We start from the raw sequence: 25,640 nt of genomic DNA on the forward strand, positions 1-25,640 counted from the left end.
AACGCCTCGTTCCGTCACACACCCCTCATCCGTCTCGGCGCTGAGGGCCGATCCACCTTCTCCCATAAGGGGAGAAGGGCAGGCGCTGGCATGACCCAACTCGGCGCAACCGTCACCGCCGAAGGCATCCGCTTTGCCGCCTGGTCCGCGTCGGCTCGCCGCCTCTGGGTCTCGATCTTCGACGAGCAGGGAAATCGCGAACTAGACCGGGCGGAACTCCAGCCGGAAGGCGAGGGGATGCATGCGCTCTTCGTTTCAGGCCTTGCCGCGGGCTCGCTATATGGTTTCCGTGCCGACGGCGACTATGCGCCCGAGCTTGGGCTGTGGTTCGATCCCGACAAGCTGCTGACCGATCCCTACGCCGTGGAAATCGACCGGCCCTATGCTTATCACTGGCGGCTCGCCGCGCGGCGCAACGAGGGCGCGGACACCGCGCCGTTGATGCCCAAGACCGTGGCAAGGGCCTTGCCCAGGGCAGTGCCTGTGCCGCCGCCGCTGTTTCGTCCGGGCGGCCTGATCTACGAACTGAACGTCCGCTCCTTCACGAAGCTCCACCCGGATGTGCCGGACGAACAGCGTGGTACCCTCGCGGCGCTCGCCCACCCCGCCATCATCGCGCATCTGAAGCGCCTCGGTGTATCCGCCGTCGAACTGATGCCGGTGACGGCGTCGATCGACGAGCGGCATCTGCCACCGCTGGGCCTGAGCAACGCCTGGGGCTATAACCCCGTCACCTTCATGGCGCTCGACCCACGGCTGGCGCCCGGCGGTCTGGCAGAATTGCGCGAAACCGTCGCGACGCTGCGCCAGGCCGGCATCGGCACCATTCTCGATCTCGTCTTCAACCACACAGGCGAAAGCGACAGGCTGGGGCCGACGCTGTCGTTGCGCGGCCTCGACAATCAAGCCTACTACCGGCACCAGCCGGATGGCAGGCTGGTCAATGACACCGGCACGGGCAACACAGTCGCGTGCGACCATCCGGTGGTGCGCGACATGGTGCTCGACACGCTTCGCCATTTTGTCCGCCATGCCGGCGTCGACGGTTTTCGCTTCGATCTGGCACCGGTGCTGGGCCGCGTCGATGGCGTGTTCGATCCCGCCGCGCCCTTGCTCGAGGCTATCGCCGGCGATCCAGTTCTTGCCGATCGGGTGCTGGTCGCCGAACCCTGGGATATTGGTCCGGACGGCTATCAGCTCGGCAATTTCCCTGCGCGCTTCCTCGAATGGAACGATCGTTATCGCGACGATGCCAGACGCTTCTGGCGTGGCGATGTCGGCGCGGTCGGAGCGTTGGCGACCCGGCTTGCCGGCTCATCCGATGTTTTTGGCAAGGCCGGCCGGCCGGCTAGCCGCACGGTCAATTTCATCGCCGCGCATGATGGCATGACGCTGGCCGACATCGTCGCCTACGAGCGTAAGCATAACGCGGCCAATGGCGAGCAGAACCGTGATGGCCACAACGACAATTTGTCTTGGAACAATGGGGCCGAAGGCGAGACGGACAACGCGGCGATCGGCAAGGCGCGCTTCGAAGACCAGTGCGCGCTGCTTGCCACGCTATTTGGCTCGCGGGGCACCATAATGCTGACCGCCGGCGACGAATTTGGTCGTACCCAGAAGGGCAATAACAACGCCTACGCGCAGGACAACGCCATCACCTGGCTGGATTGGACGGGCCGCGACCAGGCGCTGGAGCGTTACGTGTCGGCGCTGGCCACACTCCGCCGCGCCGTCCCGGCATTGTCGGACACGCATTTCCTGACCGGACAATCGGCCGAGGCTTCAGGCATCCCCGACGTCGCCTGGTTGACCGAGACCGGCATGCCGCTTGCGGAGGCGGACTGGAACGATCCCGGCCGACATCGCCTCGTCATGCTGTTGGGCGATGCGGGCGGCGGCCGCATTGCCGTCATCATCAATGGTGATCGCCGCCAATGCGTCTTCACCTTGCCCGCGCGGGAAGGGTTTCAATGGCAGCCGGCGGTCGAAACGCAGGCGGTCGACCTTGCGCGGCCAATGCCGGGCCGCGGCGTCAATTTCATGATCGAGCGCCGGACCGGAAAGGGCGGCGCCAGGAAGGGTTCGTGATGGCCGATGAAGATGCCAACTCTTGGGCCGACCCGGGGGCGGGGCGGGAGGCCGAGTGGTGGCGCGGCTGCGTCATCTACCAGGTCTATCCGCGTTCCTTCCAGGACACGACCGGCGATGGCAGCGGCGATCTCAGGGGTATCACGGCAAGGCTGGCCCACATCGCCTCGCTTGGCGTCGATGCCGTTTGGCTGTCGCCCTTCTTCAAGTCGCCGATGGCCGACATGGGTTACGACGTGTCGGACTATCGCGACGTCGATCCGATGTTCGGTTCGCTGGAGGATTTCGACACACTGATCGCCGAAGCGCACCGGCTGGGCCTGAAGGTCGTCATCGACCAGGTGCTGTCACACTCATCCGACAAGCATGAATGGTTCATCGAAAGCCGCGCCAGCCGCGACAACCCCAAGGCCGACTGGTACGTCTGGGCCGATGCGAAGCCCGACGGCAACGCGCCCAACAACTGGCTGTCCGTCTTCGGTGGCCCTGCCTGGGAGTGGGATTCGACCCGCCGGCAGTATTACATGCACAATTTCCTTGCTTCGCAGCCCGACCTGAATTTCCACAATCGCGAGGTCCAGGATGCGCTGCTGGACACGGTTCGCTTCTGGCTGGAGCGTGGCGTCGACGGTTTCCGGCTCGACACCGTCAATTACTATTTCCACGACCGCTGGCTACGCAGCAATCCGCCCTTGGCGTCGAGTGTCGCTGGCACCAATGGCGAGACAAACACCTACCTCTACCAGGAGCATCTGTTCGACAAGACGCAGCCGGAAAACCTGGCTTTCCTCAGACGTTTCCGGGCATTGCTGGACCAGTATGAGGGCCGTGCCGCGGTTGGTGAGATCGGCGACGAGGGCAGCTCGCTGCAGACGCTGGCCGCCTATACTTCCGGCGGTGACAAGCTGCAGATGTGCTACACTTTCGACCTGCTCGGTTCGCAGTTTTCGGCGGCACATGTGCGCGGCTGCGTCGAGGCTTTCGAACATGCGGTCGTCGACGGTTGGGTCTGCTGGGCGTTCTCCAACCATGACGTGGTGCGCCATGTCAGCCGCTGGACAGCACCTGACGGCGATCCCGACACGGTGGCCAGATTCTCGATCATGCTGCTCGCCTGCCTGCGCGGCTCGATCTGCCTTTATCAGGGCGAGGAGCTTGGCCTGGAAGAGGCGGAGCTAGCCTATGAGGATCTGCGCGATCCGGTCGGCATCCGCTTCTGGCCCGGCGTGAAGGGCAGGGATGGTTGCCGCACGCCGATGGTCTGGGAGGCCGGCGCCGACAATGCGGGCTTCTCGACGGGCAGGCCCTGGCTGCCGGTACCGGCCAGCCATCGCGCTCGTGCCGCCGATGTGCAGAACGGCAACGACCAGTCTGTGCTGTCCGCCTACCGTTCGACGCTTGCCTTGCGCGGGCGTCATCCAGCGCTGGTCAGCGGTTCGATCCGCTTTCTCGACGCCGAGGGTGATGTGCTCGCCTTCATCCGCGAAGGTGGCGGCGAGAGGCTGCTCTGTGTCTTCAATTTCGCCGGGGAGCCGGCGAATTGGGAATTGCCGGGGGGCATCGGAACAATTGCGGCTGTCTTGGATGGCGAAGCTGCTGTCGGGGACGAAGCGCTCTCGCTGTCGGCTCTCGGTCACTTCCTTGGCCGGCTGGACTGACTGGCGATCAGACCGGGTTTCGGCCAAGCGGGCTGTTTGAGCACAAATGCGCTACTGGACGAGCACTGCCCGTCCGCAGGTTGCTCCGGTGACACGCACGTCGGCCTGGCCGACGCCGACACCCAGGGCCGCCAGCACATTGTAGAGCAAGTCGTCGACGGGCGCCGTTACGGTGTTGAGCAGGGCCACAACTGCTGGTTTGACCGTTCCGAGCAGGGCCGTCAGATCGATGCCGAGACCGAGCGCCTTGACCGAAAGCGACAAATTGTTGACCAGCGACGTGGTGAGCGACTGCGAGATGTTGCGCGTCGAAACGGTCTTGATCGTCTTGTTGGCGATGTCGGTCGCGTTGAAGGTCAGGGTCTGCGGGCTGTTGTTGGTGATCGCGGTCGCGGCCGAACCCATCACCTGGATCAGCTGTATCAACAGCAGCTTCACATCGGCGATGTCCGCATCGGTGAAGGTCTGTGGCTGGCTGAAATCGGCGAAGCCGGAGGGATTGTTGCTGTTGGCCAGGTTCAGCTGGGCAACACCCGGGTGTGCGGCGATGGAAACGCTGATGCTGGACGGTCCTGTTGGACAGGTAATGTCGGTCAGCTTGGCTTCGGCATAGGCGACTTCAACATTGAGCGGCAGATTGACGGCCACCAGATTGACGCCGCCGCCGATGCCCGGCGTGCCGACACCGACTGAGGCCGTCAGTTTGATGCGCGTCTGGGCGGTCCGCACGACGGTGCCGATGCCATCGACCGCCAGCCAGGGCGAGGATTGCGCCGGCTCGCCAATGGCGATGTTGAGCTTGGTGGAGAGCAGCCCGGGGATGGTGGCGCCGAGATCGACCGCCGCCTGGTTGGTGCCGTTTGCGAGCACGGCGGCGGCGGTCAGCATCCCCATGGCGCTTGCGTCGACCCCAAGGCCAGACGGCTGTTGTCCGAGGCCCAGGCTGCCGACGGAACCAAGGTCGATAAGGCTGCTGAGCGGGATCTTGACCGTGCTCGTCGACCTGGTGGCGATGGTCTGCAGGGCGACCTTGGCCGTATTGCCGAGACCAGGAACGTTGGCCATGGCGGTGGCGATCTGGCCGACAGTCGCCTTCGAGGCCAGCACGTTCGAATAGGTGCCGGCGGTGATGTTCAGTTGTGTGGCCAAGGCACTGACAAAGGAGAGCACGCTGACGTCGGCCGAGATCAGCCCATTATAGTCCATGACGCTGAGTGAAATGTTGCCGCCGAGAAGCCCGCTTAGAAGCGCGTTGAGGATGCCGCCGTTGACGCTGAGCAGTCTCGACCCGACCGAGAACGCGGCCTGCGGCGTCATGCTGGCCGTGGCTTGGGTGCCGATGACCGGAGTGGGGATGAGCGAGCTCGCGAAATAGCGGGCGGGGATTTTCGCCAGCGTGACACGCACTGCATTGTAAGGTGTCACGCCCGCCTGGAAGCGCTGGGTGACATTGGCGGTTGATGAGGCATATCGGCCCTTTGTGACCGTCACCACCGTCTTTCCGACGGCCGGGGAAATGGTCTGGTCCGAGGCTTGAACGACGACACCCGGCATGCCGTTGTCGGTGAGCGTGGTCACGACCGCCGTGTTGACATTGTTGATGTTCGAGGCGGCGGTTATCGCCGCCAGATCGACCATCGCCTGGGCCTCGCGGCGTTCGGTATAGATCGAGGCTTCATCGATAGCCACCGCGGCCAGCGCCAGCGCGACTGGTGCGCTCAGTGCCGTCATGACGGCAAAGTTCGCATTCCTGTCTCCCAGCATCGATCGTACAAGCCGGCCGATGCCCTTGCCCCGACGCTGCGGCATTCAGATACCCCCGACCCTGATCGTTGACTGGCGCTTGATGGTGGTCCCCGGCATGGCTATGCCCGGGAAGAGATTCCAGATCGGCAGGTTGCGCGCATCGTAGGAGATGGACACCACGAACTGGCTTCCATCGGCTGTGCTGTCATTGGCCTGGTAGGTTAGTTTGCTGGCGTCCACGAAGGGGTAGCCGCCGGCATTGTTGGCGAGGAAGGAGGCCACCAGCGTTTGCCGCTCGGTCTGGTTCAATCCGGCAATGGCCGTCCTGGCGGCGTCGGCCGCGATCTGCTGGATCGAGTTGGCGGCGCCAAAATAGATGCCGTATGCAACCATTCCGAGTAGCAAGAGGATAAAGAGCGGCGACAGTAAAGCGAATTCGACCGCCGAAGTTCCCGAATTGTCTGTTCGGAATGCGCGCTTTCGGGCCCTGGAAATGAGGTTCTGAACCATGATAGCAGCATGCCAAAATGCGCATGCAGAAAGCGAAAACTCTGGGTGCAACCAGAGGGTGCGTACAATTGAAAAAGCCGCTCTAATTTAGCCGTTGCTTCTTCGGTTGGAAGGATTGACTTAGGGTCAATCAGTACTCGGTTGAAAACAGCTTACCGCCTGTCTAGTCTCCTGCCACCAGCTGCCGGAGGGAACCGGCGGCGCGCTTGAAGGAACCAGATATCGGTCCCGGGGCGTCAACACGAAAAGGCGCGCCGACGGCAGCGCCGACAGGGAGAACTTCATGCTGAAAAAAATGCTGAAGGCGACGGTGTTCGCCACCACCATGGCCGTAGCCGCCGGTGCATTCTACACACCGGCTTTCGCGGAGACCGTTTATAACAGGGGCACCGCCGCCGAGTCGGAATCGGTCGATCCGCACAAGACCTCGACGGTCTATGAGGCCAATGTGTTGCGTGACCTGTTCCAGGGGCTGGTCATGCAGGACGAGAAGGCGAACCTCATTCCGGGCGCCGCCGAAAGCTGGACGGTATCGGATGACGGCACCGTCTACACGTTCAAGCTGCGCAAGGACGGCATGTGGTCGGACGGCAGCCCGGTGACGGCCGACGACTTCGTCTACGCCTTCCATCGGCTGGAAGACCCCGCGACCGGTGCCGAATATGCCTCGATGCTCTATCCGGTGAAGGGTGCGGAGGACGTCAACACCAAGAAGGGCAAGCCCGAGGACATGGGCGTCAAGGCGATCGATGCCAACACCCTGGAAGTGACGCTGAAGGCGCCGACGCCTTACTTCCTGGAGATGCTGACCCATCAGGCGACCTATCCGGTCAGCAAGGCCTCGATCGAAAAGCTCGGTGCTGACTGGATCAAGCCCGGCAACCTTGTTTCGAACGGCGCCTATACGCTGGCCGAATGGGTCCCCAACGACCATATGAAACTGGTCAAGAATCCGAAATTCTGGGACGCGGCGACCGTCAAGTTCGACGTCGTCAACTACATCCCGACCGAAGATCGCTCTTCGGCCATGAAGCGCTTCGAAGCCGGCGAGCTCGACAGCTATGACGATCTGCCGACCGAACAGCTCGCCGACCTCAAGACCAAGTTCGGCGACCAGATCCATGTCGGCCCATATCTCGGCACCTATTACTACGCGATCAAGACCGACAAGGCGCCGTGGAACAACCCTGAACTGCGCAACGCCATTTCGATGGCGATCGACCGCGACTTCATCGCCGAAAAGGTCTGGCAGAACTCGATGCTGCCCGGCTATTCCATGGTGCCTCCCGGCATCGAGGGCTACACGCCCGCAATGGCCAAATACGCCGACATGCCGCAGATCGACCGCGAGGACGCCGCCAAGAAAATCCTCGAGAAGCTTGGCTACACGCCCGAACATCCGCTGAAGATGGAAATCCGCTACAACACCTCGGAGAACCACAAGAACACCGCGGTTGCCATCCAGGAGCAGTTGAAGCCGCTTGGCGTCGACGTCACGCTGCTCAACACCGACACCAAGACCCACTACTCCTTCCTTGAGCAGAAGGGCGACTATGACGTGGCGCGTGCCGCCTGGATCGCCGATTACAAGGATCCGGAAACCTTCCTCGGCATCTCGCGCAAGGCGAGCGGCAACAACTACTCGAATTACAACAGCCCGGCCTATGAAGCGGCCATGGACAAGGCGGCCGCCGCCGGCGGCAAGCCCGAGGAGCGCATGAAGGAGCTCTCCGAGGCCGAGCGCATTCTTGTCGACGATGTCGGCCAGATTCCGCTTCTCTACTACAGCTACCACGACATCGTGTCCTCGAAGCTGCATGGCTTCGTCGACAATGTGATGGACGTCCATCCGTCGCGTTTCGTCAGCAAGGACTGATCCCTGGCCAAGCCGCCGCGCATTCCATGCGCGGCGGTGCTGGTTTGCCATCGCATCGGCCGGGAAGCGCAATCGATTTTCGGAAGATCCGGTGCGAAGATTTGAAGGCTGGAGCACAATCATCCAACGGGATGGGCGTGTTCCGGATCAAGCGGGGCACCGATGCTGCGATACGTATTCCGGCGGCTTTTGACCGCCATACCGACGCTGTTCGTCATCGTGACGATGGCGTTTTTCCTGATGCGCGTCGCGCCAGGCGGCCCATTCAACCAGGAGCGGGGGCTGAGCCCCGAGATCAAGGCCAACCTTGAAGCCCAGTTCGGCCTCAACGACCCGCTCTGGCTGCAATATCTCCACTATCTCGGCAATCTCTTGCGCGGCAATTTTGGCCCGAGCTACAACATGCCGGACTTCACCGTCACCGAATTGTTCGCCAAGGGCCTGCCCATTTCGGTGCAACTCGGTGCGTCGGCGCTGATCCTGGCGTTGCTGCTGGGTTCCTTGCTCGGCACCATCGCCGCACTCAACCAGAACAAGCTTGGCGACTACACGGTGATTGCGCTGGCGACCGCCGGCAGCACCATCCCGACCTTCGTCATCGCGCCGGTGATCCAGCTCCTTTTCGGGCTGACCTGGAAGCTTTTGCCGATCGGCGGCTGGGGCGATGGCGCCTTCATCAACAAGGTCGGCCCGGTGCTCACCCTTGCCTTGCCGCAGATCGCCATCGTTGCCCGCCTGATGCGCGGCTCGATGATCGAATCTCTGCGCTCCCATCACATCCGCACGGCGCGCGCGCTCGGCCTTTCCGACTGGTCGGTGGTGGTCAAGCATGCCCTGCGCGGCGCTATCCTGCCGATCGTCTCGTTTACCGGCCCCGCGGCGGCGGCCCTTTTGACCGGTTCGGTCATTGTCGAGACGATCTTCTCCATTCCCGGCGTCGGCCGCTATTTCGTCGATGCGGCGCTCAACCGCGACTACACGCTGGTGATGGGGACGGTGGTGGTGATCGCCATCTTCACCATCGTTTTCAACCTGATCGTCGACGTCATGTACGCGGTCGTCGATCCGAGGGTGCGCTATGACTGACATCGCAGCCGCGGCTCCCACCATCGTTGGACGCTCGCTCTGGGGCGATGCCTGGGCGCGCCTCAAGGCCAACCGCGCCGCTATGTTCAGCCTCTACTATCTCGCTTTGATCGGGATCGTCAGCGTGTTCGGCCCCTGGTTCGTGCCGCATCAATACACGACCATCTATGCCGACTATGTGCGCATGCCGCCAAGCCTGTCGGCCTACCCGAAGCCAGACATGATTCAGGGCACACTCACGGACGCCATCAAGCGCATGCGTGTCGACCTCAAGGAATGGCATCAGGAAGGCAGCCGCGTCACGGTCAGGGTCACCTCGACCAAACCGATCGATGATCGCAACATCCGCTACCTCGACCGCTCCGATGCCTTTGACGACACCAAGATCGAGAACAAATCGCCTGACGGGCTCGAGGTGACGATGAGCACATCGGTCAAGCAGCAATATTTCCTGTTTGGCACCGACAACACCGGCCGCGATCTGCTGTCGCGCACGCTGATGGCTGGGCGCATCTCGCTTGCCATCGGCCTGCTCGCCGGTGTCGTCGCGGTGGTGATTGGGGTGATCTATGGCGCCGCCGCCGGCTTTTCCGGTGGCAAGATCGACGAGGTGATGATGCGCATCGTCGATGTACTCTATTCCTTGCCGTTCATCTTCTTCGTCATCATGCTGGTGGTGTTCTTCGGCCGCAACTTCGTGCTGATGTTCCTGGCCGTGGGCGCGGTGCTGTGGCTCGACATGGCCCGCATCGTGCGTGGCCAGGCGCTGTCGATCCGCCGCCAGGAATATGTCCAGGCGGCCGAAGCCATGGGCGTCGGCCAGCGTGGCATCCTGTTGCGCCATGTCATCCCCAATCTGCTCGGTCCGGTGGTGATCTACATGACGCTGCTGGTGCCGCAGGTCATCATCCTGGAGAGTTTCCTGTCGTTCCTCGGGCTCGGCGTGCAGGAGCCGATGACCAGTTGGGGCGTGCTGATTTCGGTGGGCGCCAAGAACATCGGCACCGCCAACTGGCTGCTCCTGTTCCCCGCCTTCTTCCTCGTCTCGACGCTGTTCGCCCTGAATTTCGTCGGCGACGGCCTGCGCGACGCGCTCGACCCAAGGGATCGCTGAGATGGGGACCGGTGATATGGCTACTCCCGAAACGATCCTCAGCGTCAAGGACCTGCGGGTCCGCTTCCGCACGCTCGACGGCGCCGTCGAGGCGGTCAAGGGCATCAGCATCCATGTCAACGCAGGCGAGACCGTCGCCGTGGTCGGCGAATCCGGTTCCGGCAAGAGCCAGACCATGATGGCGGCGATGAGCCTGCTGGCCTCGAATGGCGAAGCCACGGGCCATGTCGACTATCGCGGCCGCAACCTGCTGACATTGAGCAAATCCGACCTGAACAAGGTGCGCGGCGCCAAGATCAGCATGATCTTCCAGGAGCCGATGACCTCGCTCGATCCGCTCTATTCGATCGGCAACCAGCTGATCGAGCCGATCCGCCGGCATCGCGGCCTGAATGCCGCCGAGGCACGCGAGGAGGCGCTCAGGCTCTTGCGGCTTGTGCATATTCCCGATCCCGAGCGGCGGATGAAATCCTATCCGCACGAAATGTCCGGCGGCCAGCGCCAGCGCGTGATGATCGCCATGGCCCTGGCCAACGATCCCGACATCCTGATCGCCGACGAGCCGACGACGGCGCTCGACGTGACGATCCAGGCGCAGATCCTGATGTTGCTCGCCGAACTGCAGCGCAAGCTCGGCATGGCGATCGTCTTCATCACCCACGATCTTGGCATCGTCCGTCGTTTCGCCGACCGTGTCTATGTCATGCGTCAGGGCGAGGTCGTCGAGGAAGGCGAGGCGGAAGCGATCTTCGCAAACCCGCGGCACGCCTACACCAAGATGCTGCTGGCGGCCGAGCCGACGGGAACCAAGGCACCACCGCCGGCCAGCGCGCCCGTGGTGCTCGAAGGCAGGAATGTCGAAGTCACATTCAGGATCGGCGGCGGGTTTCTGGCCGGCGAGCCACTGATGCTGCGTGCCGTCGATGACATTTCGATCCGGCTTCAGCGCAACCAGACCATCGGCATCGTCGGCGAATCCGGTTCCGGCAAATCGACGCTCGGCCGCGCTCTGCTGCGGCTGCTGCCGAGCGATGGTTTGATCCGTTTTGGCGATCGCGACATTTCCACGGCCGACCGGCAGGCGATGCGGCCACTGCGGCGCCAGATGCAACTCGTCTTCCAGGATCCGTTCGGGTCGCTCTCGCCGCGCATGACCGTCGGCCAGGTCATCACCGAAGGCCTTCTCGTGCATGAGCCGAACCTTTCTGGCAAGCAGCGTGACCAGCGCGCGGTCGAGGCTTTGCGCGAAGTCGGGCTCGATCCCAACGCCCGCAACCGCTACCCGCATGAATTCTCCGGCGGCCAGCGGCAGCGCATCGCCATTGCCCGGGCGATGATCCTGAAGCCAAAGATGGTCGTGCTGGACGAGCCGACCTCCGCGCTTGATCGCTCGGTGCAAAAGCAGATCGTCGAACTGCTGCGCAAGCTGCAGGCCGACCATGAACTGTCCTACCTCTTCATCAGCCACGACCTTGCCGTGGTGCGCGCCATGGCCGACTACATCATCGTCATGAAGCAGGGAAAGATTGTCGAGCAGGGGCCGACCGAGGCGATCTTCAGCAATCCGCAAGCGCCTTACACGCAGACGCTCATGAACGCGGCGATCGACGTGACGCGCTTTCGGCTGAGCGCCTGAGGCGGCGCTTCAACTGAAGGCAATAATCGTGGCGGCCTCCGTTCGCTCAGCCCGCGGACCTTGGGCACTTGCGTGCACGCGCAGCGGCTATGGCATCCTGCTGCTGTTTGAGCCGGTCTATCCTGGCTGTTTCCCGATTGGCGACGGCGGTTTTCACGCGTGAGCCACCAAGCAGCCAGCGCGGAACATTGGTGCTGGCGACCTTGCCGCGCGTAATCGCGGTTTGCGAGATTTCGCTGGCGGTTTCGCCCAGCGCGCTGTTGAGCTCGACACAGGTCATCTTGTCGTACTTCGCCGGATCTATCGTTCTGCTGATCGAGGAGCAGCCGGCCACGAGAAGCACGGCAATCACAAGAACCGGTGTCGAGGCTGTCGTCGAGATAAAATTCATGTCCGCATCCGGTCGCCAGCTTACCGGCTTTCATCGAATTGCCTAGAGCCGATGTCCATTTCGACAAAGTTTGCGCCTGCTGTCGAGCCTGATCGCAATCCGCGCCGGTCGTGACGAGATGCCGTCTGCCGGCGCTCGCTCGTTCGCGCGGCTTGTCGGCCTGTCATCTTCAGGGGATTCTCATGCAGTCTCGGCGACAAGCCCGGCCATGGCGGCGTCACCGCGGAGCACGGTCTGGGCGATATCACTCTTGTTTTCATCGACATGCGCCGTCACCAGGACGATCCCCTCGGCGACGCTCCGATCGTCGGGTTGGGCAGCAGTCGTGATGAATGAGCCGATCAATCCGCCAGCACCGCCACAGACCGCGCAAATCACGGCTGTTGCCGGTAATCCGACCTGAAGGGAAGTGATACCGTAGACGGCCATGGCGCCAAGGCACGCCAATGCCGCACCGACCAAACCGAGAATGACGCCCGGAGACTTCAGAACTCCGACTTCATCCTGGTAGGGGCCGATAATGGCAATCTGGACGTGAGGAACACCAGCCGCCACCAGTTCTCCAGCAACCCTGCCCGCTTCGGCCTGGGAATCAAAAAGCCTGCTGATAGTCCGCATGGTCTCAGGGCGTTTCCTTGTCGAGCAACGTGTCGGTCACGAAGGACGCGGCGATCAAATCGTCGCCATCGATGCCGCCCTGTCCGTCTTCCATCATGGCCGCTACCTTTTGGAAGGTCTTCATTTCGCTCATGGTAATCCGGGCTTGCTGCATCCTGGCCTTGAGGTCGGCTACGCGCGTCCCCAATGCATCGGATCTTGCGGCCTCACTGTTCGACATGGTGACTTTCATCCAATTCCGCTTGATCGCCCTCGCGCCCAGTCAACCGAACAGGGTCGAAGCGCAATCGTTCCCTGGTTGGGCTTCGGTCCGATAGGGCGCCGGACTTAAGTCCGGCTGTAAAATGCAATGGTCCTACCGGTGATTCTGCCCGGAACAGCCCCCGTCCGCAGTCGTTGTCCGCTGCATGTTCGGGAGGAAGTGATGGAGAAGAGTGTTGACCAAGCACGCTGGTTGCTCGCGTTGATCTTCGCTGTGGCCATCACCTTCATGGCGATTGGATTAACTCTTGGCTGACCCGAGCACGAATGTCTTGCAGATTGGCGCAGCTACGTCCCTTCCTGCGCCGATAGGGTTCGCCCGCCGCTACCATGGCGGCGAGCGAACCCTCAGTCTCAAATCGGAGAACGGAAGAAGGGCTGAATGGCGGCCACGCACCTGCGCGGACTTCCGTCACCAGCCCGATGCCAGGCCGGAATCGCGGATAGTGAACCAACAAATCACGCTCGATTAACGCTGGCCGCTCCACACATTACATTCGAGATATCCATGCGGCACGCAAGTTGCTTCACAGCATCATTGGGAGGCGAATATGGCACTTTCACCGGACCGGTATGACGATGACATGATGATCCAATGTCCTCGATGCAGCCGAATGATGATCCGTAAAGGCCGCCTGATAAAGAGCGTCAAGTCTCTGACCTGTGAAGGTTGTGACAATCAAATTCAGATGACATACAGCCGCAAGATCGACATCTTCGAAAGACGCCGCCGATCGCACCCCTGACCCTGGCGGCCCAGCCTGCCGATAGGTAAGTCAAGCTCAGCGGCGACTAACGAGGCGAAGGGGAATGGGCCAGTACCATCGCGCAGCGTGGAAGAAGGGCTGAATAGCGGCCATCACTAAAATGGCATGTCACGCGTTGGGCTGAACGATCAGAACTTCCACAACAAGTGGTGGGATTGCACGGACTTCCGCGACCAACCCACTACGAAACCGCAAACTGGAATCCCGTTCCCAGTCAGGGCCCTGGACAAAGCCGAGTTGGCCCGACTCCTTGTGATGAGCCGGGCCAGCGGCTGCTTATCAGTAGCCGCTGTTCTCGATCACCACGGGATGGCGGTGATGGTGTGTGGAGACGGAACCGCTGACCACGAGGGCATCCCGACGATGGTGATGATACCGGCGGCCATGGTCATAGAACGCGACCGTGCCGTGGTGACGGTGATGCAGGCGCTGTCCATCCTCGTTGATGATCCTGACCTGGTGGTGGTGTCGATGGTGGGTCCTGATAACCACATCGGCCTCGGCGGCCGAGGCCACGACCGGCAATCCCACGGAAAGCGCCAAAGCGCACATGATCATTGTTTTCATTGTAGTTTCTCCACTGACTTGAATAGCCCTTCGGTGGATACAACTGCGGCTGGCCGCTTTGGTTCCAGGGTTTTCCCAAGGCTGTAGGAATGCCTTTGGACAGTCGAAGTTTGGGCGATCGCAGTGCCCGGGGGGAGAGAAGAGGGCGCTTTTCGAAGTGGCCCGATCCATCGGTTGCGCTTGTTCAGTCGGCACGACGATCCGAACTCGAAAATTCGCAACATCCGGCTTGCCATGCTGTGGAACATTAGGCCCATCTAATAGTTCTACTCCCTGCGGCGGACGCCTCGGTGTCTGCCGAAGATCGGCCGGCAAAGGCTGATCGGCCCGCGTCCTCCGCCAGAGGCGCGGGCTTCCCAGGCGACAGGAGAGAGATCATGAACAACATTATCTGGCTCGTTGGAGCGATAGTCATCGTGTTGGCGATATTGAGCTTCTTTGGCCTCCGGTAAGTGTGACGGGAGTGAGGTTCGTCGACACTTTTTGTCGGCATGTGATCAGCCAAAGCGGATGCTGGGAAAGCGCCGTAGGCTGACGGCCGAAAGCCAATGGCGGCAGGGAGCCTATTGCTCCTCTTCTTGCGTAGCGCGTTGGTTATGGCTCTCAGCCAACTCAACTGAGGATGCGTATCATCTCGCCAGGTTTTCAGGTGTATATCAGTTCAAGCGCCAAAGTCGGGATGCGCTAACACGTTGTTTTTCTGGTCGGAGTGGCAGGATTTGAACCTGCGACCCCCTCGTCCCGAACGAGGTGCGCTACCAGGCTGCGCTACACTCCGTGACCAGACGGCGGGCTTATAGCCGCCACACTTCATTCCTGCAAGCGGCAATGGCAGCACTTCTGTCGCATTTCATCAGCTTTCGCCGCGCAGGCCGCTGATGCTCCAGTTAAATGCGCGCGCCCAATCGGCAAAACCGTGCCAGCGCACTTCGGGGAACTCCCTTTGCAAGGCGGCGATGTCAACGTCGTAGCCGACGCGGTCGAACCATTCGAACATCAATGCCGCGTCCTCGCTCTGCTGGCGGGCAGCCGCGATCGGGATCTCCTGATAGCGGATCGGGCGGCCGATGGCCTCGGACAGGATTCTTGCCTGCTCTTCACCGGACAATTCGTCCCCGGCGAAATCGAAGCGCTTGCCGAAGACGCTTTCGCGCCGCTCGGCCAGAGTGGCGACGAACGCCCCGATATCCGCCAGCGAAACCAGCTGCAGGACGCGCTTCGGCGGCATGGCGAAGGCATGGCTGCCCTGGCTGAGCGCTGCGATCGACCACGGGGCGACGACATTCTCCATGAAGGCGACCGGCGCGCTGATCGTATAGGGAATGCCGAGCTGCCTGACATGCTGCTCGACCAGGTATTTGCTTTCGAAATGCGGAATCCCGGTCTTCTTGTCGGCGTCGGCAACCGATGAGTAGATCAGGTGTCCGATGCCGGCGGCCTTTGCCGCATCGGCGGCAAGAATCCCCTGGCGGGTTTCCTCCTCGAGACCGGCCTCGTAGCTGTTGCCCATCAGGAACATGGTGTCGGCGTCTTCTGCGGCCTTCACGACAGAGGCCGCGTCGCCGAGATCGCCGGCGGCGATGTCGGCGCCCGCCGCCGCCAGTTGCCGTGCGGCCTCGCTGTCCGGCTTGCGTGTCAATGCCTTGACTCGATGGCCCCTGGACAAGAGGGCATGCACCACCGCCCCGCCTTGCTGGCCCGTGGCGCCGGTCACAAGAATGTTTCGTTTGCTGGTCATCTGATCTGCTCCTTCTGTTTGTCTGGAGCAAAGCTAGCGCCTATCGCATTGATGCATAATTGTATATAGTTGGAAAACTTTGTCCCAGTTTTCAATGTAATGATCGACCTCAACGATATCGTCGTGTTTGCCCGCGTCGTCGAAGCCGGAAGTTTCACCGCCGCGGCGCGCCTGCTCGCCATGCCCAAGACGACGGTCAGCCGCCGTGTCGCCGCGCTCGAACGCGAGGTCGGCGTGCGCCTGCTGCAGCGCACCACGCGCAGCCTCAACCTGACGGATGCCGGGCGTCTCTACTATGAACGGAGCAGCCAGGGGCTGCGGACGATAGAAGAGGCGAATCTGCACCTCGCCGAGGCGAGGGCGGAGCCTTCGGGCACGATCCGCATCTCGGCCCCGGTTGGTTTTGGGGGGCACTTCCTCATCCGTGCCGTGGTCGACTTTCTGACGCTGTATCCGAAGACCAATGTCGAACTTCGCCTCACCGACGACAAGCTCAACCTGGTCGAAGACGGCATCGATCTCGCCTTCCGTACCGGGAGACTCGAGGATTCGACGCTGATTGCCCGCAAGCTCGGCTCCACGCACAGGCTGCTCTGCGCCAGCCCCGCCTATCTCGCGCGATACGGGATGCCGGAAAGCCCGGCCGATCTCGCCCGCCATCGATGCGTCATCGCGGGCCAGTCGGCCTCAGGCGCTCATTGGGTCCTGGATGGCCCGCAAGGCCAGGAAACTGTCGTGGTCGCCGGGCGCTTCGCCGCCAATGAGATGCAGGCGGTGGTGGCGGCCGCGCTCGCGGACTTCGGCATCGCTCAATTACCACAGCCGATAGCGGAGGGATTGATCAACGAGGGGCGGTTGCGGCGCGTGCTCGACGGCTATGCGACACCGGCCGGTGGCCTGCACGTTCTCTATCCCAGCAGCCGGCACCTTTCCCCACTGGTCAAGGCCTTCATCGACTTGGCGGCCGAGCGCATTTCCAATCGGGTAAACACGGCTTAAAGGCATGGTTTCTACCCCAGACCAACTTCCGAGCGAGACCCGAATGAGCCAGCGCATCGTCAGTTTTGTCATGAGCGGCGGCGTCGGCTCGCGGCTCTGGCCGCTGTCGCGCGAGGACAATCCCAAGCAGTTTCACGACCTGTCCGGCGACGGTTCCATGCTGGCCAAGACCTTGCGCCGGCTGACGGCAAGGCCCGCGGGCCAAACGCCGATCTTCCTGATCGCCTCCGAGCGCCATGCCGAGCGTGTCCATGCCGACCTGGCCGGCCTGGATCTTGCGGGCGGGGGTCCGCTGTTCGAGCCCACGGGGCGCAACACCGCCGCCGCGATCGCACTGGCAACGCTGCGCACCCTGTCCGAATTCGGCGACAGCCTCGTCCTGGTTGTGCCATCAGACCACGAAATATCGACCGCAGGGCAATTCTGGCAGAGCATCGAGGCCGGCGCCGAGGCGGCGGCGGCGGGGCGGCTCGTGGTGTTCGGCATCAAGCCGACGCAGCCCGAGACCGGCTATGGCTATATCGAGGTGGCAGGTGCGCAGGGCGGCATCTTCGACGTCACGCGCTTCGTCGAAAAGCCGGACCTTGCGACGGCGCAGAGCTATCTCAGGGCGGAAAACTTTTACTGGAACACCGGCATCTTCCTGTTTCGAGCCGGCGCCATGCGCGATGCCTTCGCGGCGTTCCGGCCGGACATCTGGCGGGCCACCGCGGCCGCCTACAAGGCGGCGACATCGGACCTGTCCGGCCTCTATATGCCGCTGGAGCTCTATGAGGCCATCCCCTCGATCTCGATCGACTATGCCATCATGGAGCGGGCGCAAGGCATTGCCATGGTGCCGGCCGACTTCCGCTGGAACGATCTCGGCTCCTGGCAGTCGCTGCTCGATGTCGGTCCGGCCGACGAACAAGGCAATGTCGTCATCGGCGATGTCGTCGCCATTGATTGCGAGAACTCCTACATCCGCAGCGACGGCCGCCTGTTGTCGGCGATCGCCATGAAGGATGTGGCGATCGTTTCGACCGCCGATGCGACTTTCGTCGCGCCGGTCAGTCACAGCCAGCACGTCAAGAAGATCGTCGAACAGCTCGAGAAATCAGGCCGCCTGGAAACCAGGTTCACGCCGGCGCATGACCGCGTCATCGAAAGCGGCGCCTGGCGGCGGCGTGTGCACCACTGGCTGTTTCAGGAGACGTTGCCGCTGTGGTCGACATCGGGCGTAGACGAGCGCCATGGCGGTTTCCATGAAGCGCTGGGCTTCGATACCAACCCGCTCATGAAGCCCAAGCGCATGCGGACCCAGGCCAGGCAGGTCTATGCCTTCGCGGTCGCCAGCGCGCGCGGCTGGCATGGTCCGGCCGACCGGCTGATCAGCCATGGTATCGAGTTCATGGCCAGGAATGGCCGCACCGACAAAGGCGGTTGGGTGCGTACGCTCCATGTCGACGGGTCGGTCGCCGATGCCACCGAGGATGCATACGATCATTCCTGCGTGCTCTTGGCGCTCGCCCATGCCCATATGTCCGGCAATCCCGATGCCTTGCGGCTCGGCGAGGAGACCTTCGCGTTCCTCGATGCGCATCTCGAGGATCATCGCATGACCGGTTTCCTCGAAACATCGGACGGGAAGGGCGAGCGGCGCTCCAACCCGCACATGCATTTGCTCGAGGCGTTCCTGGCCTGGCACCAGGCAACCGGCGAGCGTGCCCACCTGCGCCGGGCGGCACGCATCATCGATCTCTTCCGCAGCCATTTCTTCGACCGGGAAAGCTGGACACTGGGCGAATATTTCGATGACGAATGGAGGCCGGCTGGTGAGAAGGGCGCGTGGACCGAGCCCGGCCATCACTTCGAATGGGCTTCTCTGCTGGTCGATTTCGCCGGACGCAGCGGTCAGGCCGAACTGAGCGGCTTCGCCCGAAAACTCTATGCCTCGGCCATCGCCAATGGCCTCAACCGCGCCACCGGCCTTGCCTACGGCGCGGTTTCGCGGCAGGGCCTGCCGCTGGACCTGATTTCGCGCAGCTGGCCGCAGGCCGAAGCGGTCAAGGCGGCTATCGCGCTGGATGGTTCGGGCGGCCCCGATCTCAAGCCGGAGATAGAGGAACGGGTCGGCCGGCTGTTCCGCTGGCACATCGACCCGGCGCCGCTCGGCCTGTGGATAGACCGTATAGACGAACGCGGCCGCTCGCTGGCATCGGATGTCCCGGCCAGCATCTTCTATCATCTGGTCTGTGCGCTGACGCAGTATCTGGACGGAACGGCGGAGAAGACGGCTTAGGCTGGGCTCAATACGGGCTCGCCACGTCCCCCGTCTCGACATAGATCGACTTCAGCTGCGAATAGAGCGCCAGTGCCGCCAGCGAGTTCTCGCGGCCGATGCCGGACTGCTTGAAACCGCCGAAGGGGATTTCCACCGGCGTCAGATTGTAGGCATTGATCCAGCAGGTGCCCGCCTGCAATTCGGCGATGACACGGTGGGCGCGCGGCAGGTCGCGTGTGAACACGCCGGCGGCGAGGCCGAATTCGGTGTCGTTGGCGCGGTCGATCACCTCGTCCTCGCCGTCGAATTTCAGCACACTCATGACCGGCCCGAAAATTTCCTCGCGGGCGATGCGCATCGTGTCGGTGACACCGGTGAACACCGTCGGCTCGACGAAGAAGCCACCGTCGAAGCCTTGCAGCGAAGGCACGTTGCCGCCGCAGGCCAGAACAGCGCCATCCTGCTTGCCGATCCCGATATAGCCGACGACCTTCTCATGCTGTGCTTTCGAGACCAGCGGCCCCATCTGGGTCTCGGGGTCGAGCGGATCGCCGATGCGGATCTTTTTCGTCCGCTCAATTAGCCGGTCGACGAAGCGGTCATGGATGCCGCTTTGCACGAAGACGCGCGTGCCGTTGGAGCAGATCTGGCCGGTCGAGTAGAAATTGCCGAGCATGGCGCCGCCAATGGCGTTTTCGATGTCGGCGTCGTCGAAGATGATCAGCGGCGACTTGCCGCCGAGCTCCATCGTCGCGTGCTTCATCTTCGAACCGGCGAGCGACAGCACCTTGCGTCCGGTCGGCACCGAGCCGGTCACCGAGACCTTTGCGACGACATCGTGTCCCACCAGACCGGCCCCGACATCGCCATAGCCCTGCACCACATTGAACAACCCGTCGGGCAAGCCGGCCTCGCTGTATATCTCGGCCAGCGCCAGTGCTGAAAGCGGCGTGTTTTCCGACGGCTTGAACACCATGGCATTGCCCATGGCCAGCGCCGGTGCCGATTTCCAGCCGGCGATCTGGATAGGATAATTCCAGGCGCCAATGCCGACGCAGACGCCGAGCGCTTCGCGCCGCGTGTAGGCGAAAGGACCGCCGAGATCGACGGCCTCGCCATTGTAGGCGGCGACCGCGCCGCCGAAATATTCAAGGCAGTCGGCGGCGGAAGGCGCGTCCGCCACCAGCGTCTCCTGGATCGCCTTGCCGGTGTCGAGCGTCTCGATGCGGGCCAGATCGGCGTTGCGGGCGCGCAGAATGTCGGCGGCGCGGCGCAGGATGCGGCCGCGCTCGACCGGTTTCAGCCGTGCCCAGGCGGGCTGCGCGGCCCGTGCGGCCTCGATGGCGAGTTCCAGCACGTTCGGCGTCGCCGAGCGCAGCATGGCGATGGTCTCGCCGGTTGCCGGGTAGATGACGGGCAGCGGCGCGCCTTGTTCGTCGTCGATATAGCGTCCGTTGACATAGTGCGATGCCGTGGGTTGGGCGCGCATGGGAGTCTCCGATGGTCCGGCGCCGCGAAATTGGGCGGCTCAATCTATGCGTGGATCATGCTCTATCTGTCCGACGCCTGCCAGCGTGGATTGATCCATGGTTCCTGGTTGGACGGCGCCAGCGGCGTGCGGCCAAGAATGTGGTCGGACGCCTTTTCACCGGTCATGATCGACGGTGCATTGAGATTGCCGTTGGTGACGCGCGGGAAGATCGAGGAGTCCGCGACCCGCAGTCCCCCGACACCGATCACCCGGCATTCCGCATCGACGACACTCATGGGGTCGTCGGCGCGGCCCATCTTGCAGGTGCCGCAGGGGTGGTAGGCGCTTTCGGCGTGGTCGCGGATGAAGACGTCGAGATCGTCGTCCGACTGCACATGGCTGCCTGGCGAGATCTCCTGGCCGCGATAGGCGTCGAAGGCCTTCTGGCCGAAGATTTCGCGCGTCAGCCGGATACAGTGGCGGAACTCCGCCCAATCGTCGGGATGCGACATGTAGTTGAAATGGATGACCGGCTTGGCTTTGGGGTCCGGCGAGCGCAGCGTCACCGAGCCGCGCGACTTCGACCGCATCGGTCCGACATGGGCCTGGAAGCCATGCGACTTCGCCGCCGCCTTGCCGTCATAGCGCACTGCCGCGGGGATGAAATGGTACTGGATGTCGGGATAGTCGACGCCGGCCTGGGAGCGCACGAAGGCCGCCGCCTCGAAATGGTTGGTGGCGCCGAGGCCGGATTTGAAGAACAGCCATTGCGCGCCGATCATCGCCTTGGAAAACGGGTTGAGCACCGAATTCAGGGTGATCGGCTTGGTCGATTCCTGCTGGATGTAGAGCTCCAGGTGATCCTGCAGATTGCGGCCGACGCCGGGCCGGTCGGCCACGACGGCGATGCCGTTTTCGCGCAAATGCTCAGCCGGCCCGATACCGGACAGCATCAGGATCTTTGGCGAGTTGATCGACGACGCGGCGACGATTACCTCGCGTCGCGCCTTAACGACCTGAATCTGTTTGTGAGCTTCGATTTCGACGCCGATGGCGCGTTGATTCTCGATGATCACCCGGCGCGCAAAGCCCTTGACCAGACTCACGTTTTTCCGCCTGAGCGCCGGCTTCAGATAGGCTGATGCGGCCGACCAGCGACGACCGCCGCGAATGGTCTGCTCCATTGGGCCGAAGCCTTCCTGCTTGGCGCCATTGTAGTCGTCGGTCAGTTCGAACCCGGCCTGGCGGCCGGCCTCGACGAAGGCGCCATAGAGCGGGTTTTTACGCGAGCCGCGCTGGACATGCAGGGGGCCGCCGTGCCCGCGCCAGCCGTCCTCGCCGCCATCGGAGTCTTCCATGCGCTTGAAATAGGGGAGCACGTCGGCAAAGCTCCATCCGGCAGCCCCTTGCTCGGCCCAGTGATCAAAATCGCGCGCATGCCCGCGCACATAGACCATGCCATTGATCGAGGACGAGCCGCCGATGACCTTGCCGCGCGGCGTCGCCAGCACGCGGCCACCGAGATGCGGCTCCGGCTCGCTGGCAAACCCCCAGTCGTAGAGGCTCATGTTGAGCGGGATCGACAAGGCCGACGGCATCTGGATCAGCGGTCCGATATCGCTGCCGCCGAATTCGATGACGATGACCGAATGCTTGCCGTCCTCCGACAGGCGATAGGCCATGGCCGAACCGGCCGAGCCGGAGCCGATGATGACGAAATCCGCTTCAAGCATGGTTCATATGCGCCATAAAATCGGCGAGCGAGACATTGCCGCCGGTAGCCACAACAAGGACGTTTCTGTCCTTCACATCCACCTTGCCGCCGAGCAGTGCCGCCAGTGATGCAGCCCCGGACGGTTCGAGCACCAGTTTCATGCGCTCGAAAGCAATCCTCATGGCGCGGCGCACCGATTGATCGTCGACGGTGATGCCGCGAACGCCAGCGGTCTTGACCGCGGCGAACGGCGCATCGCCCGGCCGCCGCGACATCAGCCCGTCGCAGATCGACCGCGGACCGATCGGCATCGTCTCGATGCTGCCATGCGCCAGCGACGAACCCATGCCGTTGAAACCTTCCGGCTCGACGCCGATGATCTCGGTTGCGGGCGACAGATAGTGGAAGGCGAGCGAAACGCCGCCGATCAGTCCACCGCCGCCGACCGAGCAGAACAACAGGTCGGCGCTGGCGTCCTTGGCGGCAAGCTGGTCGAGCGCTTCGAGGCCGGCCCCCGCCTGGCCGGCGATGATCTCGGGATCGTCGAACGGATGTAGCAGTGCCAGCCCTTCCATCTCGGCGATCTCGCGGGCCTTGGCGGCGGCTACTTCCTCACGCGCGCGCTCGCCATGGTCGGTCAGCACGACGCGTGCGCCGTAGCCGGCGGTCGCGTCACGCTTGGCGGCGGGCGCATCGATCGGCATGACGATGGTGACGGGAATGCCGAGCGCCTGGCCGGCGGCGGCCAGCCCTTGCGCGAAATTGCCGGAGGAGTAGGCAACGACACCCTTCCTCGCCTCGTCTGCCGAAAGTCGCTTCAGCCGCCAATAGGCGCCGCGTATCTTGAACGATCCCGCCCATTGCAGCGATTCCGGCTTGATGAAGACGCGGGCCGCACCGGTTTCCCTGGCGAGTGCGGCCGATTCCAGCAGCGGCGTGATCTGTGTCGCCTTGGAGGTGACGGCATAGGCCTGCTTGAGATGGTCAAGGGAGGGGACGAGAAGGTCTGCCATTCATTCGCCTCGCGGAAACCGCTTCTGCTCTTCGAGCACGTTGAGATCCATGTGGTTGCGCATGTAACGTTCCGAAGCCTTCTGCAGCGGCTGGAACTCCCAGGGGTAGTGCGTGCCGTTGCGCAATGCCGGATAGACCACCCAGCGCCGCGCCTGGCTGGCCCGCACGGCAGCATCGAAAGCCGCCATGTCCCAGCGCGCGCGGACCTTTTCCGTGAAGGCCGCCACCAGATCCGCATGCGCCGGATCGGTTGCGAGATTGCTCAATTCACGTGGGTCGGCTTCGATATCATGGAGTTGCGGCGGATCGATTTCGCAGTGGACGAACTTGTAGCGGCCGTCGCGGATCGCCACCAACGGCGCGTTGGAGCCTTCGGCCGCATATTCCATCAGCACCGGCGCCGTACGCGGCTTGCCTTGGAGCAACGGCAGCAGCGACTGGCCGTCGGTCCATGGCGCGATCGCGCTCATGTCGATGCCGGCGAGGTCGCACAGTGTCGGCGTCACGTCGAGATTGGACACCGGCGCCTCGATCAGTCCGGCCGGCACACCCTTGCCGGCGATCATCAGCGGCACCCGCGCCGAGCCTTCGAAGAAGCACATCTTGAACCACAGGCCGCGCTCGCCGAGCATGTCGCCATGGTCCGAGCAGAACAGGATGATCGTGTCGTCGAGCATGCGCGTGCGCTCGAGCACCGACAGCAATTCGCCCACCTTGTCGTCGAGATAGGAGATGTTGGCGAAGTAACCCCGCCGCGAGCGGCGGATCTGCTCTGCCGTGATGTCGAAACTGTCGTAGTCGGAAGCCTTGTAGAGCCGTCGCGAATGCGGGTCTTGGCGGTCGTAGGGGATGAAGCCCACTTCTGGTTCGAGCGCCGGGCAATCCTCGTAGAGATCCCAGTACTGCCGCCGTGCCACATAGGGGTCGTGGGGATGGGTGAATGAAACCGTCAGGCACCAGGGCCGGTGCGCGGCATCGTCGGAGACGCGGGCGAAGTCATAGAGCTTCTGCACCGCGTGGAAGGCGACCTCGTCGTCATACTCCATCTGGTTCGAGATCTCGGCGACGCCGGCGCCGGTCACCGAGCCCAGATTGTGATACCACCAGTCGATCCGTTCGCCGGGCTTGCGGTAGTCCGGCGTCCAGCCGAAATCGGCGGGATAGATGTCGGTCGTCAGCCGCTCCTCGAAGCCGTGCAACTGGTCGGGGCCGACGAAATGCATCTTGCCCGACAGCACGGTGTGATAGCCGTCGGCGCGCAAGTGATGAGCAAAGGTCGGGATCGACGAGGCGAACTCGGCGGCATTGTCATAGACCTCGGTGCGCGACGGCAACTGGCCGCTCATGAACGAAGCGCGGCCCGGCGCACAGAGTGGCGACGCCGTGTAGTTGTTGGCAAAGCGCGCCGAACGCGCCGCCAAGGCTTTCAGATGCGGCGCGTGCAGAAACGCGGCTGGCCCATCGGGGAAAAAAGTCCCGTTGAGCTGATCGACCATGACGATCAGGAAATTGGGTCGCTTCGCTGTCACTGTTTTTGCCGCTCGCCGAGTTTGGTTTCGAGATAGTCCTCGACCAGCGCGATCGCGGTCGCGGCGTCGGGCACGCCGTCCTTCAACGCCCGCCTGATGTAGAGCCCGTCGATCATCGCGGCTGTCGCCTCCGCGGCGCGGTCAGCCTCTGCCCGGGGCAGGATGCCGGTCAGCCCGCTCATCAGATTCGAATGCAGCCGCCGCGCATAGATCCTGAGCAGCCGTCGCAAGGCCGATGATTTCTGTGCCTCGACATAGAAGGCGAGCCATGCGGCGATGGTTTCGGGCTGGAACTGGATGTCGGAGAAGTTGACGGCAACCACGGCGGAGACGCGTTCGCGCGGGGAGGCGGTGGATTGCAGGGCACGGCGCATATCGACGGTCAGTTCAGCCAATATGTGCCGCATCGTCGCGAACAACAGCTCGTCCTTGGCGCCGAAATAGTGATGGGCAAGCGCGGACGACACGCCGGCACGCCCGGCGATCTCGGACATGGTCACGTCAAGCGACCCGCGCTCGCCGATCGCCGAGATCGTCGCGTCGATGAGCGCCTTGCGGCGCAATGGCTCCATTCCGACTTTCGGCATGTTG

The 25,640-nt window shown here is 63.0% G+C and carries 20 protein-coding genes and 1 tRNA gene; 8 read left to right on the plus strand and 13 right to left on the minus strand.

What is annotated here, in order from left to right:
* Positions 1-90 precede the first annotated feature (90 nt).
* Both glgX and bglA read left to right on the plus strand, forming a co-directional pair.
* Entirely contained in the window at positions 91-2,091 is a 2,001-nt protein-coding gene (gene glgX, locus AC07SZ_RS01035; RefSeq protein WP_494913021.1) for a glycogen debranching protein GlgX, read from the plus strand.
* Positions 2,091-3,749 (plus strand): beta-galactosidase BglA, encoded by a 1,659-nt coding sequence (gene bglA, locus AC07SZ_RS01040; RefSeq protein ID WP_494913022.1) that lies wholly within the window; start codon positions 2,091-2,093, stop codon positions 3,747-3,749. Before glgX ends, bglA begins: the two co-directional genes overlap by 1 nt.
* Before the next feature lie 51 nt (positions 3,750-3,800).
* Here bglA and AC07SZ_RS01045 read toward each other — a convergent pair whose 3' ends face one another.
* Both AC07SZ_RS01045 and AC07SZ_RS01050 read right to left on the minus strand, forming a co-directional pair.
* Positions 3,801-5,558: a Tad domain-containing protein gene (locus AC07SZ_RS01045; protein WP_056563714.1), complete on the minus strand. Its 1,758-nt coding sequence runs from the start codon at positions 5,556-5,558 to the stop codon at positions 3,801-3,803.
* Positions 5,559-6,005, minus strand: coding sequence for a TadE/TadG family type IV pilus assembly protein (locus tag AC07SZ_RS01050; protein WP_155772417.1), 447 nt, complete (start codon positions 6,003-6,005; stop codon positions 5,559-5,561).
* A gap of 283 nt (positions 6,006-6,288) precedes the next feature.
* Between AC07SZ_RS01050 and AC07SZ_RS01055 the strand changes: the two genes are divergently transcribed.
* From AC07SZ_RS01055 to AC07SZ_RS01070, 4 genes are all read left to right on the plus strand, one after another.
* Complete coding sequence (locus AC07SZ_RS01055; protein ID WP_056563708.1) at positions 6,289-7,881, plus strand: peptide ABC transporter substrate-binding protein; 1,593 nt, start codon at positions 6,289-6,291, stop codon at positions 7,879-7,881.
* A 162-nt stretch (positions 7,882-8,043) separates the two neighbouring features.
* On the plus strand, positions 8,044-8,967 hold the full coding sequence (locus AC07SZ_RS01060) for an ABC transporter permease subunit (RefSeq protein WP_056563705.1): 924 nt from the start codon (positions 8,044-8,046) through the stop codon (positions 8,965-8,967).
* Positions 8,960-10,081, plus strand: coding sequence for an ABC transporter permease (locus tag AC07SZ_RS01065; protein WP_056563702.1), 1,122 nt, complete (start codon positions 8,960-8,962; stop codon positions 10,079-10,081). The genes AC07SZ_RS01060 and AC07SZ_RS01065 overlap by 8 nt, the downstream gene beginning before the upstream one ends.
* Positions 10,082-10,097: 16 nt before the next feature.
* Positions 10,098-11,717, plus strand: a complete 1,620-nt coding sequence (locus AC07SZ_RS01070; protein WP_056565611.1) for an ABC transporter ATP-binding protein — start codon at positions 10,098-10,100, stop codon at positions 11,715-11,717.
* A 46-nt stretch (positions 11,718-11,763) separates the two neighbouring features.
* Here AC07SZ_RS01070 and AC07SZ_RS01075 read toward each other — a convergent pair whose 3' ends face one another.
* From AC07SZ_RS01075 to AC07SZ_RS01100, 6 genes are all read right to left on the minus strand, one after another.
* A complete protein-coding gene (locus tag AC07SZ_RS01075; protein WP_494913023.1) occupies positions 11,764-12,108 on the minus strand; it encodes a hypothetical protein in 345 nt (114 codons plus the stop codon).
* Between the two features lie 180 nt (positions 12,109-12,288).
* Positions 12,289-12,726, minus strand: coding sequence for a hypothetical protein (locus AC07SZ_RS01080; RefSeq protein WP_494913024.1), 438 nt, complete (start codon positions 12,724-12,726; stop codon positions 12,289-12,291).
* A gap of 4 nt (positions 12,727-12,730) precedes the next feature.
* Positions 12,731-12,946 (minus strand): hypothetical protein, encoded by a 216-nt coding sequence (locus AC07SZ_RS01085; RefSeq protein WP_056565609.1) that lies wholly within the window; start codon positions 12,944-12,946, stop codon positions 12,731-12,733.
* A gap of 1,087 nt (positions 12,947-14,033) precedes the next feature.
* Positions 14,034-14,321: a hypothetical protein gene (locus tag AC07SZ_RS01090; protein ID WP_081294684.1), complete on the minus strand. Its 288-nt coding sequence runs from the start codon at positions 14,319-14,321 to the stop codon at positions 14,034-14,036.
* A 701-nt stretch (positions 14,322-15,022) separates the two neighbouring features.
* Positions 15,023-15,099 (minus strand) — tRNA-Pro (locus AC07SZ_RS01095).
* Between the two features lie 75 nt (positions 15,100-15,174).
* The gene (locus AC07SZ_RS01100; RefSeq protein WP_494913025.1) at positions 15,175-16,059 is read right to left on the minus strand and encodes an NmrA/HSCARG family protein; all 885 of its coding nucleotides are present in this window, start codon (positions 16,057-16,059) and stop codon (positions 15,175-15,177) included.
* A 99-nt stretch (positions 16,060-16,158) separates the two neighbouring features.
* Between AC07SZ_RS01100 and AC07SZ_RS01105 the strand changes: the two genes are divergently transcribed.
* Both AC07SZ_RS01105 and AC07SZ_RS01110 read left to right on the plus strand, forming a co-directional pair.
* The gene (locus tag AC07SZ_RS01105) at positions 16,159-17,058 is read left to right on the plus strand and encodes a LysR family transcriptional regulator (RefSeq protein WP_056563685.1); all 900 of its coding nucleotides are present in this window, start codon (positions 16,159-16,161) and stop codon (positions 17,056-17,058) included.
* A gap of 43 nt (positions 17,059-17,101) precedes the next feature.
* The gene (locus tag AC07SZ_RS01110; RefSeq protein ID WP_056563682.1) at positions 17,102-19,339 is read left to right on the plus strand and encodes an AGE family epimerase/isomerase; all 2,238 of its coding nucleotides are present in this window, start codon (positions 17,102-17,104) and stop codon (positions 19,337-19,339) included.
* Between the two features lie 7 nt (positions 19,340-19,346).
* Here the strand turns inward: AC07SZ_RS01110 and betB are convergent, their stop codons facing one another.
* From betB to betI, 5 genes are all read right to left on the minus strand, one after another.
* Complete coding sequence (gene betB / locus AC07SZ_RS01115) at positions 19,347-20,810, minus strand: betaine-aldehyde dehydrogenase (RefSeq protein WP_494913026.1); 1,464 nt, start codon at positions 20,808-20,810, stop codon at positions 19,347-19,349.
* A gap of 62 nt (positions 20,811-20,872) precedes the next feature.
* On the minus strand, positions 20,873-22,525 hold the full coding sequence (gene betA / locus AC07SZ_RS01120) for a choline dehydrogenase (RefSeq protein WP_056563677.1): 1,653 nt from the start codon (positions 22,523-22,525) through the stop codon (positions 20,873-20,875).
* On the minus strand, positions 22,518-23,519 hold the full coding sequence (locus AC07SZ_RS01125; RefSeq protein ID WP_056563674.1) for a threonine/serine dehydratase family protein: 1,002 nt from the start codon (positions 23,517-23,519) through the stop codon (positions 22,518-22,520). The genes betA and AC07SZ_RS01125 overlap by 8 nt, the downstream gene beginning before the upstream one ends.
* Positions 23,520-25,049: a choline-sulfatase gene (gene betC / locus AC07SZ_RS01130; protein ID WP_056563671.1), complete on the minus strand. Its 1,530-nt coding sequence runs from the start codon at positions 25,047-25,049 to the stop codon at positions 23,520-23,522.
* Positions 25,046-25,636, minus strand: a complete 591-nt coding sequence (betI, locus tag AC07SZ_RS01135; protein WP_056563670.1) for a choline-binding transcriptional repressor BetI — start codon at positions 25,634-25,636, stop codon at positions 25,046-25,048. Before betI ends, betC begins: the two co-directional genes overlap by 4 nt.
* Positions 25,637-25,640 lie beyond the last annotated feature (4 nt).

The sequence above is a fragment of the Mesorhizobium sp. GW821-FHT07A06 genome, assembly GCF_059419085.1.